15 protein-coding genes and 1 other RNA gene are annotated in these 18,231 nt (G+C 31.7%); 5 read left to right on the top strand and 11 right to left on the bottom strand.

Going from position 1 to position 18,231, the window contains the following annotated elements:
* Nucleotides 1–83: 83 nt before the first annotated feature.
* A complete protein-coding gene (locus tag T1L09_RS06480) occupies nt 84–1,703 on the bottom strand; it encodes an ABC-F family ATP-binding cassette domain-containing protein (RefSeq protein WP_322550144.1) in 1,620 nt (539 codons plus the stop codon).
* A 154-nt stretch (nt 1,704–1,857) separates the two neighbouring features.
* Between T1L09_RS06480 and T1L09_RS06475 the strand changes: the two genes are divergently transcribed.
* The gene (locus T1L09_RS06475; protein WP_322550143.1) at nt 1,858–3,261 is read left to right on the top strand and encodes a TlpA family protein disulfide reductase; all 1,404 of its coding nucleotides are present in this window, start codon (nt 1,858–1,860) and stop codon (nt 3,259–3,261) included.
* A gap of 71 nt (nt 3,262–3,332) precedes the next feature.
* On the opposite strand, the gene fsa is transcribed toward T1L09_RS06475, so the two are convergent.
* The 4 genes from fsa to ffs form a co-directional block, all read right to left on the bottom strand.
* Nucleotides 3,333–3,989 carry a fructose-6-phosphate aldolase gene (fsa, locus tag T1L09_RS06470; RefSeq protein WP_322550142.1) on the bottom strand — a complete coding sequence of 219 codons (657 nt, stop codon included), beginning with the start codon at nt 3,987–3,989 and terminating at the stop codon, nt 3,333–3,335.
* 132 nt (nt 3,990–4,121) lie between these two features.
* A complete protein-coding gene (locus T1L09_RS06465; RefSeq protein ID WP_322550141.1) occupies nt 4,122–4,925 on the bottom strand; it encodes an SDR family oxidoreductase in 804 nt (267 codons plus the stop codon).
* Nucleotides 4,926–4,975: 50 nt separating this feature from the next.
* Nucleotides 4,976–5,974, bottom strand: coding sequence for an enolase C-terminal domain-like protein (locus T1L09_RS06460; protein WP_322550140.1), 999 nt, complete (start codon nt 5,972–5,974; stop codon nt 4,976–4,978).
* A gap of 91 nt (nt 5,975–6,065) precedes the next feature.
* Nucleotides 6,066–6,163, bottom strand: an RNA gene (gene ffs / locus T1L09_RS06455) — signal recognition particle sRNA small type.
* An 88-nt stretch (nt 6,164–6,251) separates the two neighbouring features.
* Here ffs and T1L09_RS06450 point away from each other — a divergent pair.
* Nucleotides 6,252–7,295, top strand: coding sequence for a glutaminyl-peptide cyclotransferase (locus T1L09_RS06450; protein ID WP_322550139.1), 1,044 nt, complete (start codon nt 6,252–6,254; stop codon nt 7,293–7,295).
* 55 nt (nt 7,296–7,350) lie between these two features.
* Here the strand turns inward: T1L09_RS06450 and T1L09_RS06445 are convergent, their stop codons facing one another.
* The 3 genes from T1L09_RS06445 to T1L09_RS06435 all read right to left on the bottom strand — a co-directional run bounded on the left by T1L09_RS06445 (nt 7,351) and on the right by T1L09_RS06435 (nt 9,278).
* Nucleotides 7,351–7,818, bottom strand: coding sequence for a hypothetical protein (locus T1L09_RS06445; RefSeq protein ID WP_322550138.1), 468 nt, complete (start codon nt 7,816–7,818; stop codon nt 7,351–7,353).
* A gap of 86 nt (nt 7,819–7,904) precedes the next feature.
* Nucleotides 7,905–8,291 (bottom strand): hypothetical protein, encoded by a 387-nt coding sequence (locus T1L09_RS06440; protein WP_322550137.1) that lies wholly within the window; start codon nt 8,289–8,291, stop codon nt 7,905–7,907.
* A gap of 36 nt (nt 8,292–8,327) precedes the next feature.
* The gene (locus T1L09_RS06435) at nt 8,328–9,278 is read right to left on the bottom strand and encodes an NAD(P)H-dependent flavin oxidoreductase (RefSeq protein WP_322550136.1); all 951 of its coding nucleotides are present in this window, start codon (nt 9,276–9,278) and stop codon (nt 8,328–8,330) included.
* A 178-nt stretch (nt 9,279–9,456) separates the two neighbouring features.
* On the opposite strand from T1L09_RS06435, the gene T1L09_RS06430 reads away from it, so the two are divergent.
* Nucleotides 9,457–11,994, top strand: coding sequence for a zinc-dependent metalloprotease (locus T1L09_RS06430; RefSeq protein WP_322550135.1), 2,538 nt, complete (start codon nt 9,457–9,459; stop codon nt 11,992–11,994).
* Between the two features lie 50 nt (nt 11,995–12,044).
* Here the strand turns inward: T1L09_RS06430 and T1L09_RS06425 are convergent, their stop codons facing one another.
* The 3 genes from T1L09_RS06425 to T1L09_RS06415 all read right to left on the bottom strand — a co-directional run bounded on the left by T1L09_RS06425 (nt 12,045) and on the right by T1L09_RS06415 (nt 15,720).
* A complete protein-coding gene (locus T1L09_RS06425; RefSeq protein WP_322550134.1) occupies nt 12,045–12,680 on the bottom strand; it encodes a hypothetical protein in 636 nt (211 codons plus the stop codon).
* A gap of 115 nt (nt 12,681–12,795) precedes the next feature.
* Nucleotides 12,796–14,676, bottom strand: coding sequence for a molecular chaperone DnaK (gene dnaK / locus T1L09_RS06420; protein WP_322550133.1), 1,881 nt, complete (start codon nt 14,674–14,676; stop codon nt 12,796–12,798).
* A gap of 135 nt (nt 14,677–14,811) precedes the next feature.
* Nucleotides 14,812–15,720, bottom strand: coding sequence for an EamA family transporter (locus T1L09_RS06415; protein ID WP_322550132.1), 909 nt, complete (start codon nt 15,718–15,720; stop codon nt 14,812–14,814).
* 166 nt (nt 15,721–15,886) lie between these two features.
* On the opposite strand from T1L09_RS06415, the gene T1L09_RS06410 reads away from it, so the two are divergent.
* Both T1L09_RS06410 and T1L09_RS06405 read left to right on the top strand, forming a co-directional pair.
* Nucleotides 15,887–17,305 (top strand): L-serine ammonia-lyase, encoded by a 1,419-nt coding sequence (locus T1L09_RS06410; protein WP_322550131.1) that lies wholly within the window; start codon nt 15,887–15,889, stop codon nt 17,303–17,305.
* Nucleotides 17,306–17,315: 10 nt separating this feature from the next.
* Nucleotides 17,316–18,212: a LysR substrate-binding domain-containing protein gene (locus T1L09_RS06405; protein ID WP_322550130.1), complete on the top strand. Its 897-nt coding sequence runs from the start codon at nt 17,316–17,318 to the stop codon at nt 18,210–18,212.
* Nucleotides 18,213–18,231: the final 19 nt, after the last annotated feature.

Below are 18,231 nucleotides of genomic sequence, written 5' to 3'. Positions count from 1 at the left end.
TTTGTACAAATTTAGAATTTCTTTTTCTAAAAGCAATTAGATTCAAAAAAAATCCCGTTACTAAAATTAGTAACGGGAATATGTTAAGAATACATTTGTTGTCTTAATTCTTTAACTTTCTCATCGTCTAAATATTCGTCGAAAGTCATATATCTGTCAATTGCTCCTTTTGGGGTTATTTCTAAGATTCTATTTCCTACAGTTTGTGCAAATTCGTGGTCATGTGTGGTGAACAATACTGAACCTTTGAAGTTATTCAATGAATTATTAAACGCTGTAATCGATTCTAAGTCCAAGTGATTCGTAGGTTCGTCTAACATTAATACGTTAGCTCTAATCATCATCATACGCGATAACATACAACGAACTTTTTCTCCTCCTGATAAAACGTTACATTTTTTCAAAGCTTCTTCGCCAGAGAAAATCATTTTCCCTAAGAAACCACGAACATAAACTTCATCTCTTTCTTCTTCGGTTTTTACCCATTGGCGTAACCAATCTACTAAATTCAAATCCACAGCATCAAAAAATTCATGATTATCAGCAGGTAAATAAGATTGTGTAGTTGTAATTCCCCAATCATATGTTCCAGAATCGGCTTTCATTTTATCATTTAAGATTTCATAAAAAGCAGTTGTAGCTCTAGAATCTTTAGAGAAAACTATCACTTTATCACCTTTAGCCATATTTAAATTTACATTCTTAAATAAAACTTCGCCATCAATTGAAGCACTTAAGTCTTGTACATTTAAGATTTGATCTCCTGCTTCTCTTTCCGTGTCGAAAATAATAGCTGGATATCTTCTGCTTGAAGGTTTAATCTCGTCTAAATTCAATTTTTCAATCATTTTCTTACGAGAAGTAGCTTGTTTCGATTTAGCAACGTTCGCACTAAAACGACGAATGAATTCTTCTAATTCTGCTTTTTTCTCTTCAGCCTTTTTATTTTGTTGTGCTTTTTGACGTGCTGCTAATTGCGAAGATTCGTACCAAAACGTATAATTACCGGAATAATTCGTTATTTTCCCAAAATCAATATCGGAAACATGTGTACAAACTGCGTCTAAAAAGTGACGGTCATGCGATACTACTAAAACCGTATTTTCGTAATTTGCTAAGAAATTCTCTAACCAACCAATTGTTTCAAAATCCAAATCGTTTGTAGGCTCATCCATAATCAACACATCTGGATTACCAAATAAAGCTTGAGCTAATAAGACGCGAACTTTTAATTTTCCATCCATTTCACTCATTAAAGTGTAGTGATGTTCTGATCCAATTTCTAAGTTTGATAACATTGTAGCGGCATTGCTTTCTGCATTCCAACCGTTCATTTCGTCAAACTTCAATTGTAACTCTCCAATTTTGTTGGCATTTTCATCTGTATAATCAGCATACAAAGCATCCATTTCTGTTTTAATAGCATGCAAAACTTTATTCCCCATCAAAACTGTCTCTAAAACAGTATGCTCGTCAAATAAGTTGTGGTTTTGGCTTAAAACAGACATACGTTTTCCTGGTTCAAGGATAACTCTACCCGCAGTAGGTTCCATTTCGCCAGCAATGATTTTCATAAAGGTAGATTTTCCAGCACCATTTGCTCCAATGATTCCGTAGCAGTTTCCTTGCGTGAAAGTTGTATTTACTTCATCAAATAAAATTCTTTTACCAAATTGAACTGATAAATTTGAAATTGTTAACATTTTTTGTATCTTTTAAAAACTAATGCAAAAGTAGTAAAAATAGTAGATTTTAGGAAGGATTATTTAGAATTAATATAGGTTTATTTTAACTGAACGTTAACAAGCTAATTTCATAGAAACCAATACATTTGTCTAGAAATTAATGATCTTTTGAATGATTAAGAATTACATTAAATATTTATTACCCCTATCTATCGCATTATTATCTACACTAACTTCTTGTAAAAAAGGTTTTGATACGGATAACTATGTAGCCTACATTGGTGGTGAAATTGTAAATCCGCAAGAAAATTACGTTTTATTTATGAAAGATAATGATCTTATAGATACTATCTTTCTAGATGAGAACAATCGATTTATGCATAAATTCGATTCATTAGCACCTGGTTTATATACTTTTAAGCATGATCCAGAATATCAATATGTGTATTTTGATAAAAATGATAGTTTGATGATTCGCTTAAATACATTTGATTTTGATAATTCAATTGTTTTTTGTGGTCGTGGAGATGAAAAAAATAATTTTCTGATGGAATTATATCTTCAAAACGAAGCAGACAGAGCCTCAATGTTTGATACTTTTGATAGAGATGTAACAAAATTCATCAAAAACATCGATTCTAGTTTTGCTATAAGAAATTCCTTTTATTTGAAGAAAAAAGCTGAAATTGGTTGGGATTCAAATTTTGACTTAATTGCAAAAGCAAGTTTAGATCTTCACCATATTGCTAAGAAAGAAATTTATCCCTATGCGCATCAATTTAGAACTGGTGAAAATATAAGGCCAAATTTGCCTAAAAATTATTACAAGCACCGAAAAGAAGTTGATTTTGATAATCCTATATTATCTGATTTTTCACCCTATATTAGATATGTGAATTCACTATTAAACAATGTGGCGCTTCAGAACAACGCAAAAGATTTAAATGAAAATTCATTAAACAATAATATTGCAAAATTAAACATTACAGATACGCTAATTAAAAACGAAAAAGCTAAAAATATTGTTTTGAACAATGTAGCTTTAATGTATTTGTTAGAAGATCAGAATATGTATAACAATAAAAAGTTTGTAGAGCGCTATTTGCAACTATCTACAAATGTGGCGCAAGAAAAGGAAATTACGGAAATATATTCTTATGTACAGAATTTAAAAGTAGGCAATAAGCTTCCGAAAATTGAATTAATTGACAAAAATAATCAAGCTTTTGATATTCAAACTGCAATTAAAAAGCCTACTGTTTTATTTTTCTGGACTACTCCTGCGGAATCACATTTAATTTCTGCACATAAAAAAGCATCGGAATTTAAAAAGAAATACCCAAATTATGATTTTATAGCCATCAATATCAATGATGCTGATTCGAAGTGGCGAAATGCGCTTAAGAAATATAATTTGAATGTTTTTAAAGAACTACATTCTGTTGATTTTGAAGAAATACGTAAGCTATGGGTAATCACAAAAGTGCATCGTGTTATTATTTTAAATGCTGATGGAACTATTAAAAACGGTTTCGCCAATTTCTTTGATGTGCATTTTGAACAAAACTTAGAATAATAATAAAAACATATATAACTAAAAAGCGTCCCGATTTCGAGACGCTTTTTGATTTTATAGTAAATGAAGAATTATTTATTCCCTTTTTCGTAATCTGCAATAAACTGAGCAATTCCAATATCAGTTAACGGATGTTTTAATAGACCTGTAATTGATGACAAAGGTCCAGTCATTACATCTGCTCCAATTTTTGCGCAATTAATAATATGCATTGTATGACGAACTGAAGCTGCTAAAATTTGCGTTTCAAAACCATAATTATCATAAATTTGACGGATTTCATCAATCAAATTTAAACCATCTGTAGAAACATCATCTAATCTTCCAACGAAAGGCGAACAGTAAGTTGCTCCTGCTTTTGCCGCTAACAAAGCTTGACCAGCAGAGAAAATCAACGTTACATTCGTTTTAATTCCTTTGTCTGAAAAATATTTACATGCTTTTACACCTTCTTTAGTCATTGGTAGTTTCACAACGATTTGTTCATGTAAATCAGCTAATTCTTCGCCTTCTTTAATCATTCCTTCAAAATCCATTGCATTTACTTCGGCACTAACATCACCGTCTACAATATTACAGATGGCAACATAATGTTTTAAAATATTATCTTTCCCTGTTATTCCTTCTTTAGCCATTAAAGACGGGTTTGTTGTAACACCATCTAAAATACCTAATTCTTGTGCTTCTTTAATTTGCTCTAAATTAGCTGTGTCAATAAAAAATTTCATATTTTCTGTTTTTTTTATGTATTGTTTTGAATTACAAAAGTAAGAAATCAAATTCAAAAATCAATTGCAAGTTCTATTACAATTGAAAAATCAAGTTCACAATTCTAACTTCTGAATTCTAACCTTAAAATTCTATAACTTATAATGATTCATTAGCATTTTTTCATACATTTTATCAGGCAATATTCTTTTTAAAACAATGGAAAATTTTTGCATAAAAGCACCAACTTTATAATGAATTTTAGGGTTTTCATCTTGAATAATCGCGAAAATAGCAGTTGCCATTTCGTTTGGATTACTGCCACTATCCACGTGATTGTCCATTTCTTTTAAAGATTTTCCATAAGTGATTTCATAAGCCGAACCTTTCACAACTGGAGCGTGATAACGTCCTGCGGCAATATTAGTTGCAAAATCTCCTGGAGCCACATTTGTGATATGAATTCCGAAAGATTTTACTTCCATTCGCAAGGCTTCCGTAATTAGTTCCAAAGCACCTTTTGAAGCCGAATAGACGCCTCTGTAAGGCAATCCCATATAACCCGCAATAGAAGTAACATTAATAATTAAACCCGATTTTTGCGAACGCATTTGAGGCAATACGGCTTTCATCACTTCAATAGGTCCAAATAAATTGGTTTCGAAATTATTCTTGATTTCTTCTGTAGGAATTTCCTCGATTGGTCCTGTAATTCCAACACCAGCATTATTAATTACAACATCTAATCGACCAGATTTTTGAATAACTTCAGCAATACAATTTACAATACTTTCCTTATTTCGAACATCTAATGCTACCAAAGGGAAGATTGAATTGGTGATTTTATTAGGATTACGGCTGGTTCCATATACCATAAATCCTTTTTGATGAAGAAATTCGCCAATAGATTTTCCTATACCTGATGAACCGCCTGTAATTAATACTACTTTACTCATTATATCGTGAATTATACTGCGAAAATACAGCTTTTAAAAGGTTTAAGAAATTATTTTAAAGAAATTCCCAAACCCGGTTTATCAGATAGTAATACGTTTCCTCTTTCAATTGTACTTCCTAATGCGATGTCGTTCGCGATTAAATTGGCACCGTCTAAATCTACATAATCAACTAAAGGAGTTAAAACTGCTCCGGCCGAAATTCCCACAGTTGATTCGGTCATACAACCAATCATAATTTTCAAATTGTTGTTTCGAGCATCTTTAATTAGTTGTAAAGCGGGAGTTAATCCACCTGTTTTTACTAATTTAATGTTGATAGTTTTATAATGTGATTTTAAATCCGAAAGTTTTGTAGCTTCCTGACAATCTTCATCGGCCATCCAATTGGCGAATTTAAAGGAATTCAACTGCTTGTAATTTGAAATTCCTATTTTCATTGGTTGCTCAATATAAGTGAAATTTGCAGTTGAAGAATTTTCTTCTAATCGTTGACAATTATCAGCTGAAAAACTTCCATTTGCATCTAAAGCAATTTCTTTACCCGATTTCAAAAGTAAGTCAATTGCATTTTGATCATAATTATTGCATTTTACTTTGAATTTATTCCAGTTGGAATTTGCAATTTTTTTCAGTTGTTCTTCGATTGGAGCGACACTAATTGTAATCGACGATTGAGGAAGCTTATTTATTTCGATCGCATTTAATTCTAGAAAGCTTTTTTTCTCTAATTTTCCGAATAAATCCCAATAAGCACAATCTAAAGCAGATCTTAAAAAGGAATGCAGTTGCAAAGTTTCTAAAAAAGTATAAAATTCTGTTGGATGAAAAATTAATTGGTTTTCAATTTGAATTTTAATTTTTTCTAATTTCTGAATAAAATCATTTAAATTAATACCGTAATAGTCAATGGCTGTGCATTCGCCATAACCTGAATTTCCGTTTTTAGTAAGGCAAACAATTAATGCTTCTCTAAACGTGTAATTTCCATAACTAATCGAAAAAGTTTCTTTGAGTTGCAAACGTACAATTTGCCAAGTAAGTTTCATAGGCTTTGAATTGTTGTAAAAAATAAAAAATCTCCTTAAAAGGAGATTACAATTCTATATTTATTTTTGAAAAAGATCAAAAGAAACAAAAAATGGCAAGCGACCTACATCGCACCGCTACAACCACATACCTTTGCTGTGTTCCCACCCTGGAGGAGTCTGCAGGAGCTGGTCGTGTAGGACTTGCCGGTACAAATATACAAACTTTTTATATTTTTGCAAGTCAATTGTGAGTATAAAAAATCATTGTATATTTACGGTATAAAATATTTAAACCATGTTAAAAGTTAAGCTATTCGCTTTCATAGTATTAGGTGTAATTTCTACTGCATGTAAAGATGATGAAAATGCATTAAAAAATTTATTTGAAGTTGATAATACCAACATAAAACCAATTTTAAAGCTCGAAGAAAGCGTTGATTTGGTTTTAAAAAATATAGAAAACAAGACTATTGACTCAACAATTTACTTCATCAACAACTTTAAAGTTGGTACTGTTAAAGGAAATACTAAGCTACATTTTGAGTTAAAAGATCAAAAATTAGGAAATCAAACGATTAAAGCTTTGGTTTATTTTGAAGGAAAAAATGTAGAAATCTCTTCTGGCTTTTCAATATTTGCAACTAATGAACCTAAAATTTTAAATTATAAAATTGTAAACACTTATCCACACGATATTACTGCCTATACGCAAGGTTTCGAATTTTATAAAGGTACTTTATTAGAAAGCACCGGGCAATATGGAAAATCTAGTTTAAGGAAAACAGATTACAGTACCGGAAAACTATCGGAACAAATAAAACTAGAAGATAAGTTTTTTGGTGAAGGGATTACGGTTTTAAAGGACAAAATCTACCAATTAACTTGGAAGGAAAAAACAGTTTTTGTTTATGATGTCAACACTTTAAAATTAGAAAAGACATTTACAATTGAAACCGAAGGTTGGGGAATTACAAACGACGGCGAAAAATTATACATGAGCGATGGTTCTGAAAAAATTTATATTATGAATCCGGAAACCTTAAAAGTGGAGGATTTCATTAATGTATTTACCAATAGTGCCAAAATTGAAGCAGTAAATGAAATGGAATGGATTAATGGAAAAATTTGGGCTAACATCTATCAAAAAGATGCTATCGCAGTAATTGATCCAAAAACGGGTGCTGTTGCGAATGTTATTAATTGTTCAGATTTAAGAAGTAAAGTAACACAACACGAACTAATTGATGCTTTCAATGGAATTGCTTACAATCCTACTACTAAAACTTATTTTGTAACAGGAAAATTATGGGATAAAGTATTTGAATTGTCTATTGAATAATATTCTCAAAACATAATAAAAAAGAGCCTCAAATTAATTTGAGGCTCTTTTAGTTTTAAATTTTACTGCTAATTAGTTGTTGCCATTTGTTAGCTAATCTTACTTCTTCACCTATAATAAAGTGAGTAGAACTAGTTTCAAAAAAAACTAAGTATATATCTTTTTGTGTTTTAAATTCTAAATGCAAAGACAATTTTACAATATCGTGGGTCTCTTTTGGAACTCCAGATTTTCCTATTTTAACAATTGTACATTTTTTAATTTCTTTCATTCGAATTACGTCTTTGAATACTGAATCTTCGTACTTTCCGATGAAACATAATTCTTCCGATTTTAATCCGATTCCGAAATCATTATTCCAGAAATCAGCTTCTATGAATTTATCGTTTTTATCGGCTGATAATTCATTTAAGGCTTTTAAAGCTTGACTTTTTTTCTTTTTAACGTTTTTGTTGATGATGTAAATTGGTCCGATAATGAATGAGAAAAGTACGGCTCCAAGTATAGTATTGGTAATATCCATTTTTGATTTTATTTTAAATTTAGTCCATAAGAATACTTTCCTAAATATATTAAATACAAGGAATTAACTAGAATGTGAAATAAAAATTACCAAAAATAATGAAAAGGAAAAATGATGATGGAAGTTGTAAAAAACAAATCTATAAAGTTCTTTTTATTAAAAAAAACTTCAAAACTATTTTTATAAAATAACTCCATTTGAATAAATGAAACTGTATGGAAAAACGGATAAGTAAGTTTTCTTACAATTTCATTTGAACGTGAATTAGTTTGTCCGGTTTTAAAAGAAAAAGCTTCTTTTTGAATTCCCTCAGCGTTGAGATGGAAATTATTCTGTTCAATTTTAGAATTAACTTCTTTAGCGAAATCAATAATTTTTGTATTTGAACTTATATCTTCCGAATTATTCCACGCCAAAAAACCGAATGTAAAAACGGTTATAATGATAATGAAATAATTCGTGATTTTTTTCAAAGTAATTTCTTTCGTACAAATGTAATTATAAATTAATTACGACACTAACTTCTTCACAATATCTGCAAGAGGCAAAATGGCCTTTGTATCTTCAATACTTGGACCAGCTACCCAAACCGTCTTGTAAGTAACTTGCGTTGCTGCTTTTTCAGTAGCTTTCATTCCGATATAAAAACGAATCATTTTGACCCATTTCTTCAAGCTTTTATATTTATTTAATTTAGTTTCTAACCATGATTGTTTCGTTCCTACTTTTTGTACGTAAGGTGTATTAATAACTGTACAAGGAGTTCCCGAAATGCGTTCGGTCATCACGATATCTTTTGCACCAAAATCGACACAAGCTTGTTTATATTCCTGAGAAACACCAGCTTCGTTTGAAGCAATAAATGGACTTCCGACAGAAACACCAATGGCTCCATAACTTAACATTTTGTCTATATCAGATTTTTTTCCTACTCCACCAGCTGAAATAACAGGTAAAGAAGTTTTTTCATTCAACTCTTTAATTAATGCTTCTGGAGAAATTTCACCGCGATGTCCGCCTGCTAAATTGTTAACTGCAATTAATGCATCTGCTTTCAAACTTTCTACTTTCTTTGCAAAAGACAAATCAGTAACGTCACAAAACACTTTAATTCCAACTTTATGAGCTTCTCTAATTGTTTCTTCGGGTGAACCTAATGAAGTTATTATGAAATCTACTTTTTCTTCACATAGAATACGCAACTGTTCTTTGTATTTTACGTTAGATTTATTTACAATTAAATTAAAACCAAAACTTCCGCCAGCGACTTTTGCTTCTTTTAATTCTGTAATTGCTGCTCTTAACTCTTCTAAAGTTCTATAATTCAGTGCTGGAATACAACCTGCAATGCCACTTTTCATTCCTTCAATTACCATTTTAGTATTCGATACCAAAAACATTGGTGCAATAATTATTGGGTGCGTAATTTTTAAAAGCGATGTTAAAGATTGTTTTTCCATTTTTGAATTGAATTAAGTATCAAATATAATAAAAATAAATACTATGCATGCATACTAAGCGCGATATTTTAAATTAAAATCAAATAAACAGTTGTTAAAAAGCTTAATAATATCTTAATAAACCCCGAAAATAAAGTAATTTCAGATAATTTTGAAATTCTCAAAAACTAAATAAATAATGATTAAAAAACTAACCTTACTAAGTTGTCTGTTTGTATTTCTCTATGCAACAGATGTTTCGGGTCAACGAAAAAAGAAAGATAAAAAAGGCACAGCACCGATAGAAGTAGCTGAATCTAAAAAACCAGAATTAAAGAAAGAACCAAAACCGTATAAAAAAGTAATTGATACATCAGCTATATCACAAAAGGGCTTAATAGAAGTTCACAAAGTGGGCGATAAATATCTTTTTGAAATTGCTGATACTTTAATTGGAAAGGAAATTATTGCAATTACTCGCTATTCAAAAACTCCAGCTGGCGGCGGAATATTTGGTGGTGAAGAAGTAAATCGTCAAGTCATAAAATTTGAAAAAGGATTAAATCACAATATTCTTGTTCGTTCGGTTACCTATATTATTATGTCGCCAGACGAAGACAAACCAATTACGCAAGCGGTTAAAAATTCAAGTTCTGATCCAATTATTGGGAATTACGATATTCTGGCCTACAAAAAAAATAGTGATGGAAAAGAAAATGTAGGTTATGTAATTGATATGAATACGGCTTTTGATGCCGATGTTCAGACTTTTTCTTTGAGTCCAATTAATAAACAAATGTTGAAAATTCAAGCCTTTCAAAAAGATCGTTCTTTTATTCAAAGTATTAAATCATTTCCAATCAACACAGAGATTAGAACTGTCAAGACTTTTACAATTAGTCCAAGACAAATATCAACTACGCCAACCCCAAGAATCGGAACAGATATACCTGCTGGCCTTGAGGCTGGAGTTGTAACTTTTGAATTCAATACTTCTTTACTACTACTACCTCAAAAACCTATGAAGAAAAGAGCTTTTGATAAGCGAGTAGGTTATTTTGCCAATAAATATGATGTTTTTGAAGAAGATTCTCATAAAGCCGACGAAGAAATTTTCGCTGTTAGATGGCGTTTAGAACCTAAAAACGAAGAAGATGCATTGAAACTTAAAAATGGTGAACTAATAGAACCTAAAAAACCGATTGTTTATTATATTGATCCAGCAACTCCAGAAAAATGGAAAAGTTACATTAAGCAAGGAATTGATGACTGGCAAGAAGCTTTTGAATTTGCCGGATGGAAAAATGCAATTCGTGGTGAATACTGGCCTGAAAACAATGATGAAATGAGTTTAGAAGATGCTAGATTTTCTGTTCTACGCTATTTTGCAGCAGATATTCAAAATGCATACGGACCAAATGTTCACGATCCTAGAACAGGGGAAATTTTAGAAAGTCATATTGGTTGGTATCACAATATTATGAGTTTATTGCGTGATTGGTACTTAATTCAAACTGCAGCTGTTGATCCTGCTGCTAGAAATAAAAAATTCGAAGATAAACTAATGGGAGAATTGATTCGATTTGTTTCTTCGCACGAAGTAGGACATACATTGGGTTTAAGACATAATATGGGAGCAAGTTTTGCAACTCCTGTTGAAAAATTAAGGGATAAGGATTTTCAAAAATCAAACGGACATACTTCGTCTATTATGGATTATGCACGATTTAATTACGTTGCACAACCAGAAGATGGCGTAACCGATTTGTTTCCAAGAATTGGCGATTATGATAAATGGGCAATTAAATGGGGTTACTCTTATTTCCAAGATGCCAATAATGAAGTTGATGAGAAAAGTATCTTAAATGATATGACTAAAGAAGCTTATAAAAATCCACGTTTGAGATTTGGTACCGAAACTAATCCTTATGATCCACGATTTCAGACAGAAGATTTAGGTGATAATGCGATGAAAGCTTCAGAATACGGAATTAAAAATCTAAAAAGAATTCTACCAAACTTACTGGAATGGAGTAAGGAACCTGGGGAAGACTATGATGAATTGAATGGTTTATATAATTCACTAACGGGTCAGTTTAGACGTTATATGGGACACGTTACTAAAAATGTTGGTGGAATTTACGAATCTCCAAAAACATACGATATGGAGGGCAACAAATATGAAGTGGTGCCATCTGCTATTCAAAACGAAGCAATTACTTTCTTAAATGAACAATTGTTTAAAACACCAAAATGGTTATTAGACCAAACTATTTTATCTAAAATTAGACCAGAAAATGGTGTAGAAGCTATAAAATCAATTCAAGATGCAACTTTATCGAGTTTATTATCGGGTGATCGATTAGTACGTTTATTAGAGACATCTTCTCAAAACAAAGCCAATTATTCAGTAGATGAGTTAATGGGTGATTTGAGAAAAGGTATTTTCTCTGAAATTAAAAGTAATGCTACAATAGACATTTATCGTAGAAATTTACAGAAATCGTTTGTTACAAAACTTGTAGAAGCTATGGCTACTGATAAAAGTAATTTTGCTTCATTCAATGGTAAAAGAATCAATTTGACCGAAACCGATATTCCGTCGATTGCGCGCGGACAATTAAACGAGTTGAAAACACAGTTGAAATTAGGCGCATCAGTTGCTGCAGATCGATTGACAAAGTTTCATTTGAATGATTTAGTGGCACGAATTGAAAATGCAATGAAGCCAAAATAAACCAAAAAAAAAGGGAATCAAATGATTCCCTTTTTTTTATTACAATTATATTATTTTTTCTTTTTAGCCGGTGCCGATGCTTTTGAAGCGCTTTTAGCTTCGTATCTTTCTGAAGTAGTGTTATAAGCGTAAGAACTCGTTTGTGATTTTGTTTTCAAATTAAAACTTCCGTCTGGGTTTAGTGCAAATTCAAAACCTTCATTCCTATTTTTTTCTACATCGTGCGAAGCTGTTTTATTTGCATCTAAAAAAATAGTTTCTTTTACCCGAGAAGATTTATGTGTGTTTCCCAATAAAAGCTTTTTAGTTTCCGTATCCCAAAGCTGGTCTTCTGTTACTACTCCATTTTCTTTTTTTAATTTGGTATCTACTTTTACTTCTTCTTTCCAATTTACGTAATAAAATTTCTTGCCTTGCGTAGTGTAACTTTTAAGAGTAAAATTAGTTGGTTTAAAATCGGCCTTATCTAATTTTTTAACTTCTAAAGTATCTATTTGAGCTTCATTTTTCACAAATAGCACTACTCTTTTTCCTGATTTTTCTGTAATAATTTCGGCGGAAATATTGTCAACTTTAGTTAAAACGATATTTTTAGAAGTTGGCGATGTTTTTCCTTTTGCTTTCCCTTTTTGAGAAAAAGATAGTACAGAAGCCAATAAAACAAAGAAGAAAATAAGTTTTTTCATAATAGTAGGTAGTTATTTAGTTTCTAAATATACGAAAAAATAAATACCAGCACTTTTATAAACTAAAAAAACCGAATCAGTAATGATTCGGTTTTAATATATTACGCTTTGTAAATTACTTTACTTCTTCGAAGTCTACATCTTGCGTTTGGTCTCCTGAAGCGTTTGCTTGTGGCTCAGCTTGAGAAGCTCCTTCTTGCGATTTGTACATTTCTTCTGTAGCTGTTTTCCAAGCTGCATTTACATTATCTAAACCTTTTTGGATAGCGTCTAAATCTTGCGATGCATGACCCATTCTAAGTTCAGTTAAAGCATATTCAATTGCAGTTTTGTTATCAGCAGTTAATTTATCACCAATTTCTTTTAATTGACTTTCTGTTTGGAAAATCATAGAATCAGCTTCGTTTAATTTTTCTGCTCTTTCTTTAGCTGTTTTGTCTGCTTCTGCATTCATTTCAGCATCTTTAATCATTTTTTCAATTTCTTCTGCTGTTAAACCTGAAGAAGCTTCGATACGAATATCGTGCGATTTTCCAGTTCCTTTATCTGTAGCAGATACTTTGATGATACCATTCGCGTCAATATCGAAAGTTACTTCAATTTGAGGAACTCCTCTTGGTGCTGGTGGAATACCGTCTAAGTTAAAACGACCAATCGTTTTGTTGTCAGCCGCCATTGCTCTAGCTCCTTGCAATACGTGTAATTCAACTGTTGGTTGATTATCCGCTGCAGTAGAAAATATTTGCGATTTTCTTGTTGGAATAGTTGTATTTGATTCAATAAGAGTTGTCATAACACCACCCATTGTTTCAATACCTAATGATAAAGGTGTAACGTCTAATAATAATACGTCTTTTACTTCACCCGTTAAAACTCCACCTTGAATAGCTGCTCCAATTGCAACAACTTCATCAGCATTAACTCCTTTTGATGGTTTTTTACCAAAGAATTTTTCAACTTGTTCTTGAATAACAGGAATACGAGTTGAACCTCCTACTAAGATTACTTCGTCAATATCAGAAACAGTTAAACCTGCATCTTTTAAAGATTTGATAACTGGCTCCATCGAACGTTTTACTAAACTTTCAGCTAATTGCTCAAATTTAGCTCTAGTTAATGTCTGAACTAAGTGTTTAGGTCCAGAAGCTGTAGCCGTTACATATGGTAAGTTAATTTCTGTTTGTGCTGAAGAAGATAATTCAATTTTAGCTTTTTCAGCTGCTTCTTTCAAACGTTGCAATGCCATTGGGTCTTTACGTAAGTCAAGTCCTTCTGCTGCATTAAAGTCATTTGCTAACCAGTCAATAATAACTTGGTCAAAATCATCTCCACCTAAGTGAGTATCTCCGTTTGTAGATAATACTTCAAAAACTCCGTCTCCTAATTCAAGGATCGAAATATCAAATGTACCTCCACCTAAATCGTAAACTGCAATTTTTTGATCCGTACCTTTTTTGTCTAATCCATAAGCTAAAGCTGCTGCTGTAGGCTCATTGATGATACGCATTACTTTTAAACCAGCAATTTCACCTGCTTCTTTAGTAGCTTGACGTTGTGCATCGTTAAAGTATGCTGGAACAGTAATAACTGCTTCAGAAACTGAATGACCTAAATAGTCTTCAGCTGTTTTTTTCATTTTTTGAAGTGTCATTGCTGACAATTCTTGCGGAGTGTATAAACGACCATCAATGTCTACACGAGGTGTGTCGTTATCTCCTTTTACTACTTTGTAAGCTACTGTAGATGCTTCTTTAGCACTTTCAGTGTACTTATTCCCCATAAAACGCTTAATTGAAGCAACTGTTTTTGTAGGGTTAGTTACCGCTTGTCTTTTAGCCGGATCTCCAACTTTAATTTCACCACCTTCTACAAATGCAATAACAGATGGTGTAGTTCTTTTTCCTTCTGCGTTTGCAATTACAACAGGTTCTCCACCTTCCATTACAGCCACACAAGAGTTGGTTGTTCCTAAGTCGATTCCAATAATTTTACTCATCTCTATACTAGTTAAATTTTAATTTTTCATTTTAAACTCGTTACTCATAATTCAATGATTGTGCCATTAGTAAAAATCAGGTAAATTGACAGCAATACACTTTTGTCAGTAGTAAAAAACCTGACAATATGGCGCTTATGACAGCGTTCTTGGGATATTTCGTCTATTATTGATTATAATGTTCTTGTTAAAAACTACTATAGAAATGGCTATCAGCAGATAAGAAGCTATTTGCGAAACAGAAATTGCCTCTTTAAAATAAAAAATTGCTAACAAAAAGTGAATTAAAGGATTGATATACATCAATATTGCTACAGCTGAAGAATTTAAACCTTTTAAGGCATATAAATTTAAAAATAACGGAATTATTGTAAATAGAACTACAATCAGAATCAGTAATATATAAAAAATTATGCTATCAGGAACTTCCCCTCCATAATACGGATAAAAAGGTAACAGCACTAATGATGCTATTACCATTTGAATTGTGAGAATTAAAAACTTATCGAAGTCTGTGTTGATGCGCTGTGAAACTAAATACGAACCAAAACTGAGTGCAATTACAACACTATAAAGCAGTTCATAAAAATTGCCGTAGGATAAAATCAAGCAACTAACTACACACAAACCAATTGCAACCCATTGCCAAATGTCTATTTTTTCTTTCAAAAGTATAAAAGCCAAAACAGTTGTGAGAATTGGACAAATAATATAAGCAAAAGAAGCCGCTTGTAAACTCACGTGATTGATAGCATAAATGAACAAATACCAATTTAAAATTAACAAAAATCCACCTAAAGTTGTCATTAGAATTGCAGTTCTTTTCTTCTTCTTCGAAAAATGCATAAAGGTGTTTTTAGCCGCAATTACAATTTTCTTTCTAAAGAATAAATTGATTAACAGAAGGAATAACGTCGCAATAAAAACTCTAAAAAAAAGAATATCTAAGGACGGATAATTTGCTAAAGGTTTTAAAGCTAAACTAAAAAAACCCCATATTGTGAAAGCCGTAATAGCTGCTAAAAAATGTTTGTTAAAAGGCATCTACTTTTTTTTGCAAAAGAACTAAAAAAGAAGCGAATGAAATCTTAATTATATGTTATTTATTACTAAAAAGTGAGTAACGTTAAATCTTAAATTTCAATTTATCTACATTGTATTAAATTTTAATTTTATAGCCTATATTTGCTGTACTAAAAAAAGCATTTTTATGGAAGGATTTATTTCAGTTTTCGATATGTTAAAAATTGGTGTTGGTCCATCAAGTTCTCATACGCTTGGTCCATGGCGTGCAGCAGAAAAATTTTTGAATGAATTGCGAAAAAGGAATCTCTTTGACAATGTAATTGGAATTAAAGTTGATTTATATGGCTCTTTATCTTTGACAGGAAAAGGTCACGCTACAGATTTAGCTTTGATGTTAGGGTTAAGTGGCGCTGATCCAGAATATATTCCAATAGAAAGTATCGATGTTATTATTACTGCAATAAAAAATAAAAAAGAAATTTACTTAGGTGGTGAAATGATTATTCCGTTTTGTTATGAGACTGATATTGTTTTCAATCGCAATTTTCTTCCTTTCCACGCAAATGGCTTAATCTTTACAGCTACAACTGACACCGAAACCTATCCGGAAACCTATTATTCTATTGGTGGTGGATTTGTAGTAAAAGAAGGAGAAGAAGATAAAACAGATCAAATTACTCAAACTTTTCCTTTTCCAGTTGAAAAAGCAGACGAACTTTTAGCCTATTGTAAATCTGAAAATAAAAGTATATCAGAAATAGTATTCGAGAACGAAAAAACATTACGTAGTGAAGAAGAAATTCACAATGAATTGATGCGTATTTGGGATACTATGTTAGAATGTATGTATATCGGTTGTCATTCGGAAGGGATTTTGCCAGGCGGTTTAAATGTCCGAAGAAGAGCTTATGACATGCATAAAAACTTAATTGGTGTTTTACCTTATGATAATCCTTATTCTTGGTTACAAAACATCAGACAAACCGTGGTTAAATTCAGACAAATTCTTAAATGGGTTAGCTGTTTTGCTTTGGCTGTAAATGAAGTAAATGCTGCTTTAGGTCGGGTAGTAACGGCACCAACTAACGGAAGTGCTGGAGTAATTCCGGCTGTTTTGATGTATTATTTAGTAATTGAGAATCACGAAGCTGGCGAAAAGGAAATCAAACAGTTCTTGTTGGTTGCTGGTGAAATTGGTTCAATCTTTAAAAAAGGAGCTACTATTTCGGCTGCTATGGGCGGATGTCAGGCAGAAATTGGTGTTTCGAGTGCAATGGCTGCAGCGGCTTTATGTGAACTTATGGGTGGAAGTCCAGCTCAAGTTACTATTGCTGCCGAAATTGCAATGGAACATCATTTGGGTTTAACTTGTGATCCGATTGGTGGATTAGTACAAATACCTTGTATTGAAAGAAATACGATGGGTGCAATCAAAGCAATTAATGCTGCCGAATTAGCTTTAGAAACAGACGCTTTAAACGCTAAAGTTCCCTTAGACAAAGTGGTTAGTACGATGTGGGAAACAGCAAAAGATATGAATACCAAATACAAAGAAACTTCAGAAGGTGGTTTAGCCGTTGCTGTTGGATTGGCTGATTGTTAACATAAAAAGTATGTTCGACTTTAGACTTCACGTTTTTAACACGGTTGCGAAAAAATTAAACTTTTCTAAAGCTTCAGAAGAGTTATTTATTTCGCAACCTGCTGTTACGAAGCACATTCAAGAATTAGAACATCATTTTAAAGTCAAGCTTTTTGAACGACACGGTAACACAATTTCGCTTACCAATGCTGGAAAAACACTTTTAAAACATACCGAAAAAATCATTGAATTCTATCGTAAATTAGAATTTGATATGAATTTATTAATTAATGAAAGTAGCGGAAAACTCAGAATTGGAGCAAGTACAACGATCGCACAAAATATTCTCCCTTTAATTTTAGCAGGTTTTAAACAAAAACACAAGAATATTGAAATTTCATTGTCCGTTAATAATTCGGAACGAATTGAAAATGCTTTATTAGAAAAAAATATTGATCTTGGCATAATTGAAGGACAAGCTAAAAAGAGAACCTTGAAATATGATAAATTTTTAAAGGACGAACTTGTTCTAGTTTGCAAGCAAAATTCTAGTTTACTTACTTGTAATTCAATTCATCCAAAAGAATTAACGCATTTGCCAATATTATTACGAGAAGCTGGATCTGGAACTTTAGAAGTAATTCTTCACGCTTTAAAACCTTTTGGAATAAAATTAGCTGATTTAAATCTTGAAATGCAATTAGCCAGTTCAGAAAGTATAAAGTTATACCTTTTAAACTCAGAAAGTTGTGCTTTTTTATCTTTACATTCTATTTTTAGAGAATTGAAAAACAATGAATTAAAAATAATAGAGATTGAAAACCTAGTTATTCAAAGAGATTTTTACTTTATTCAAACCCAAGGACAAAATGATAGCTTGGCTTCTGAATTTTTAAATTATGCCAAGCAGTATAACTTTTCGTTATAGCGTATCATTAGAAACGATT

This window comes from Flavobacterium psychraquaticum, assembly GCF_034497725.1.
GTDB classification, from domain to species: domain Bacteria; phylum Bacteroidota; class Bacteroidia; order Flavobacteriales; family Flavobacteriaceae; genus Flavobacterium; species Flavobacterium psychraquaticum.
Note: the sequence above shows the minus strand (reverse complement) of the source record. Positions and strands in the feature narration are given on the sequence as shown.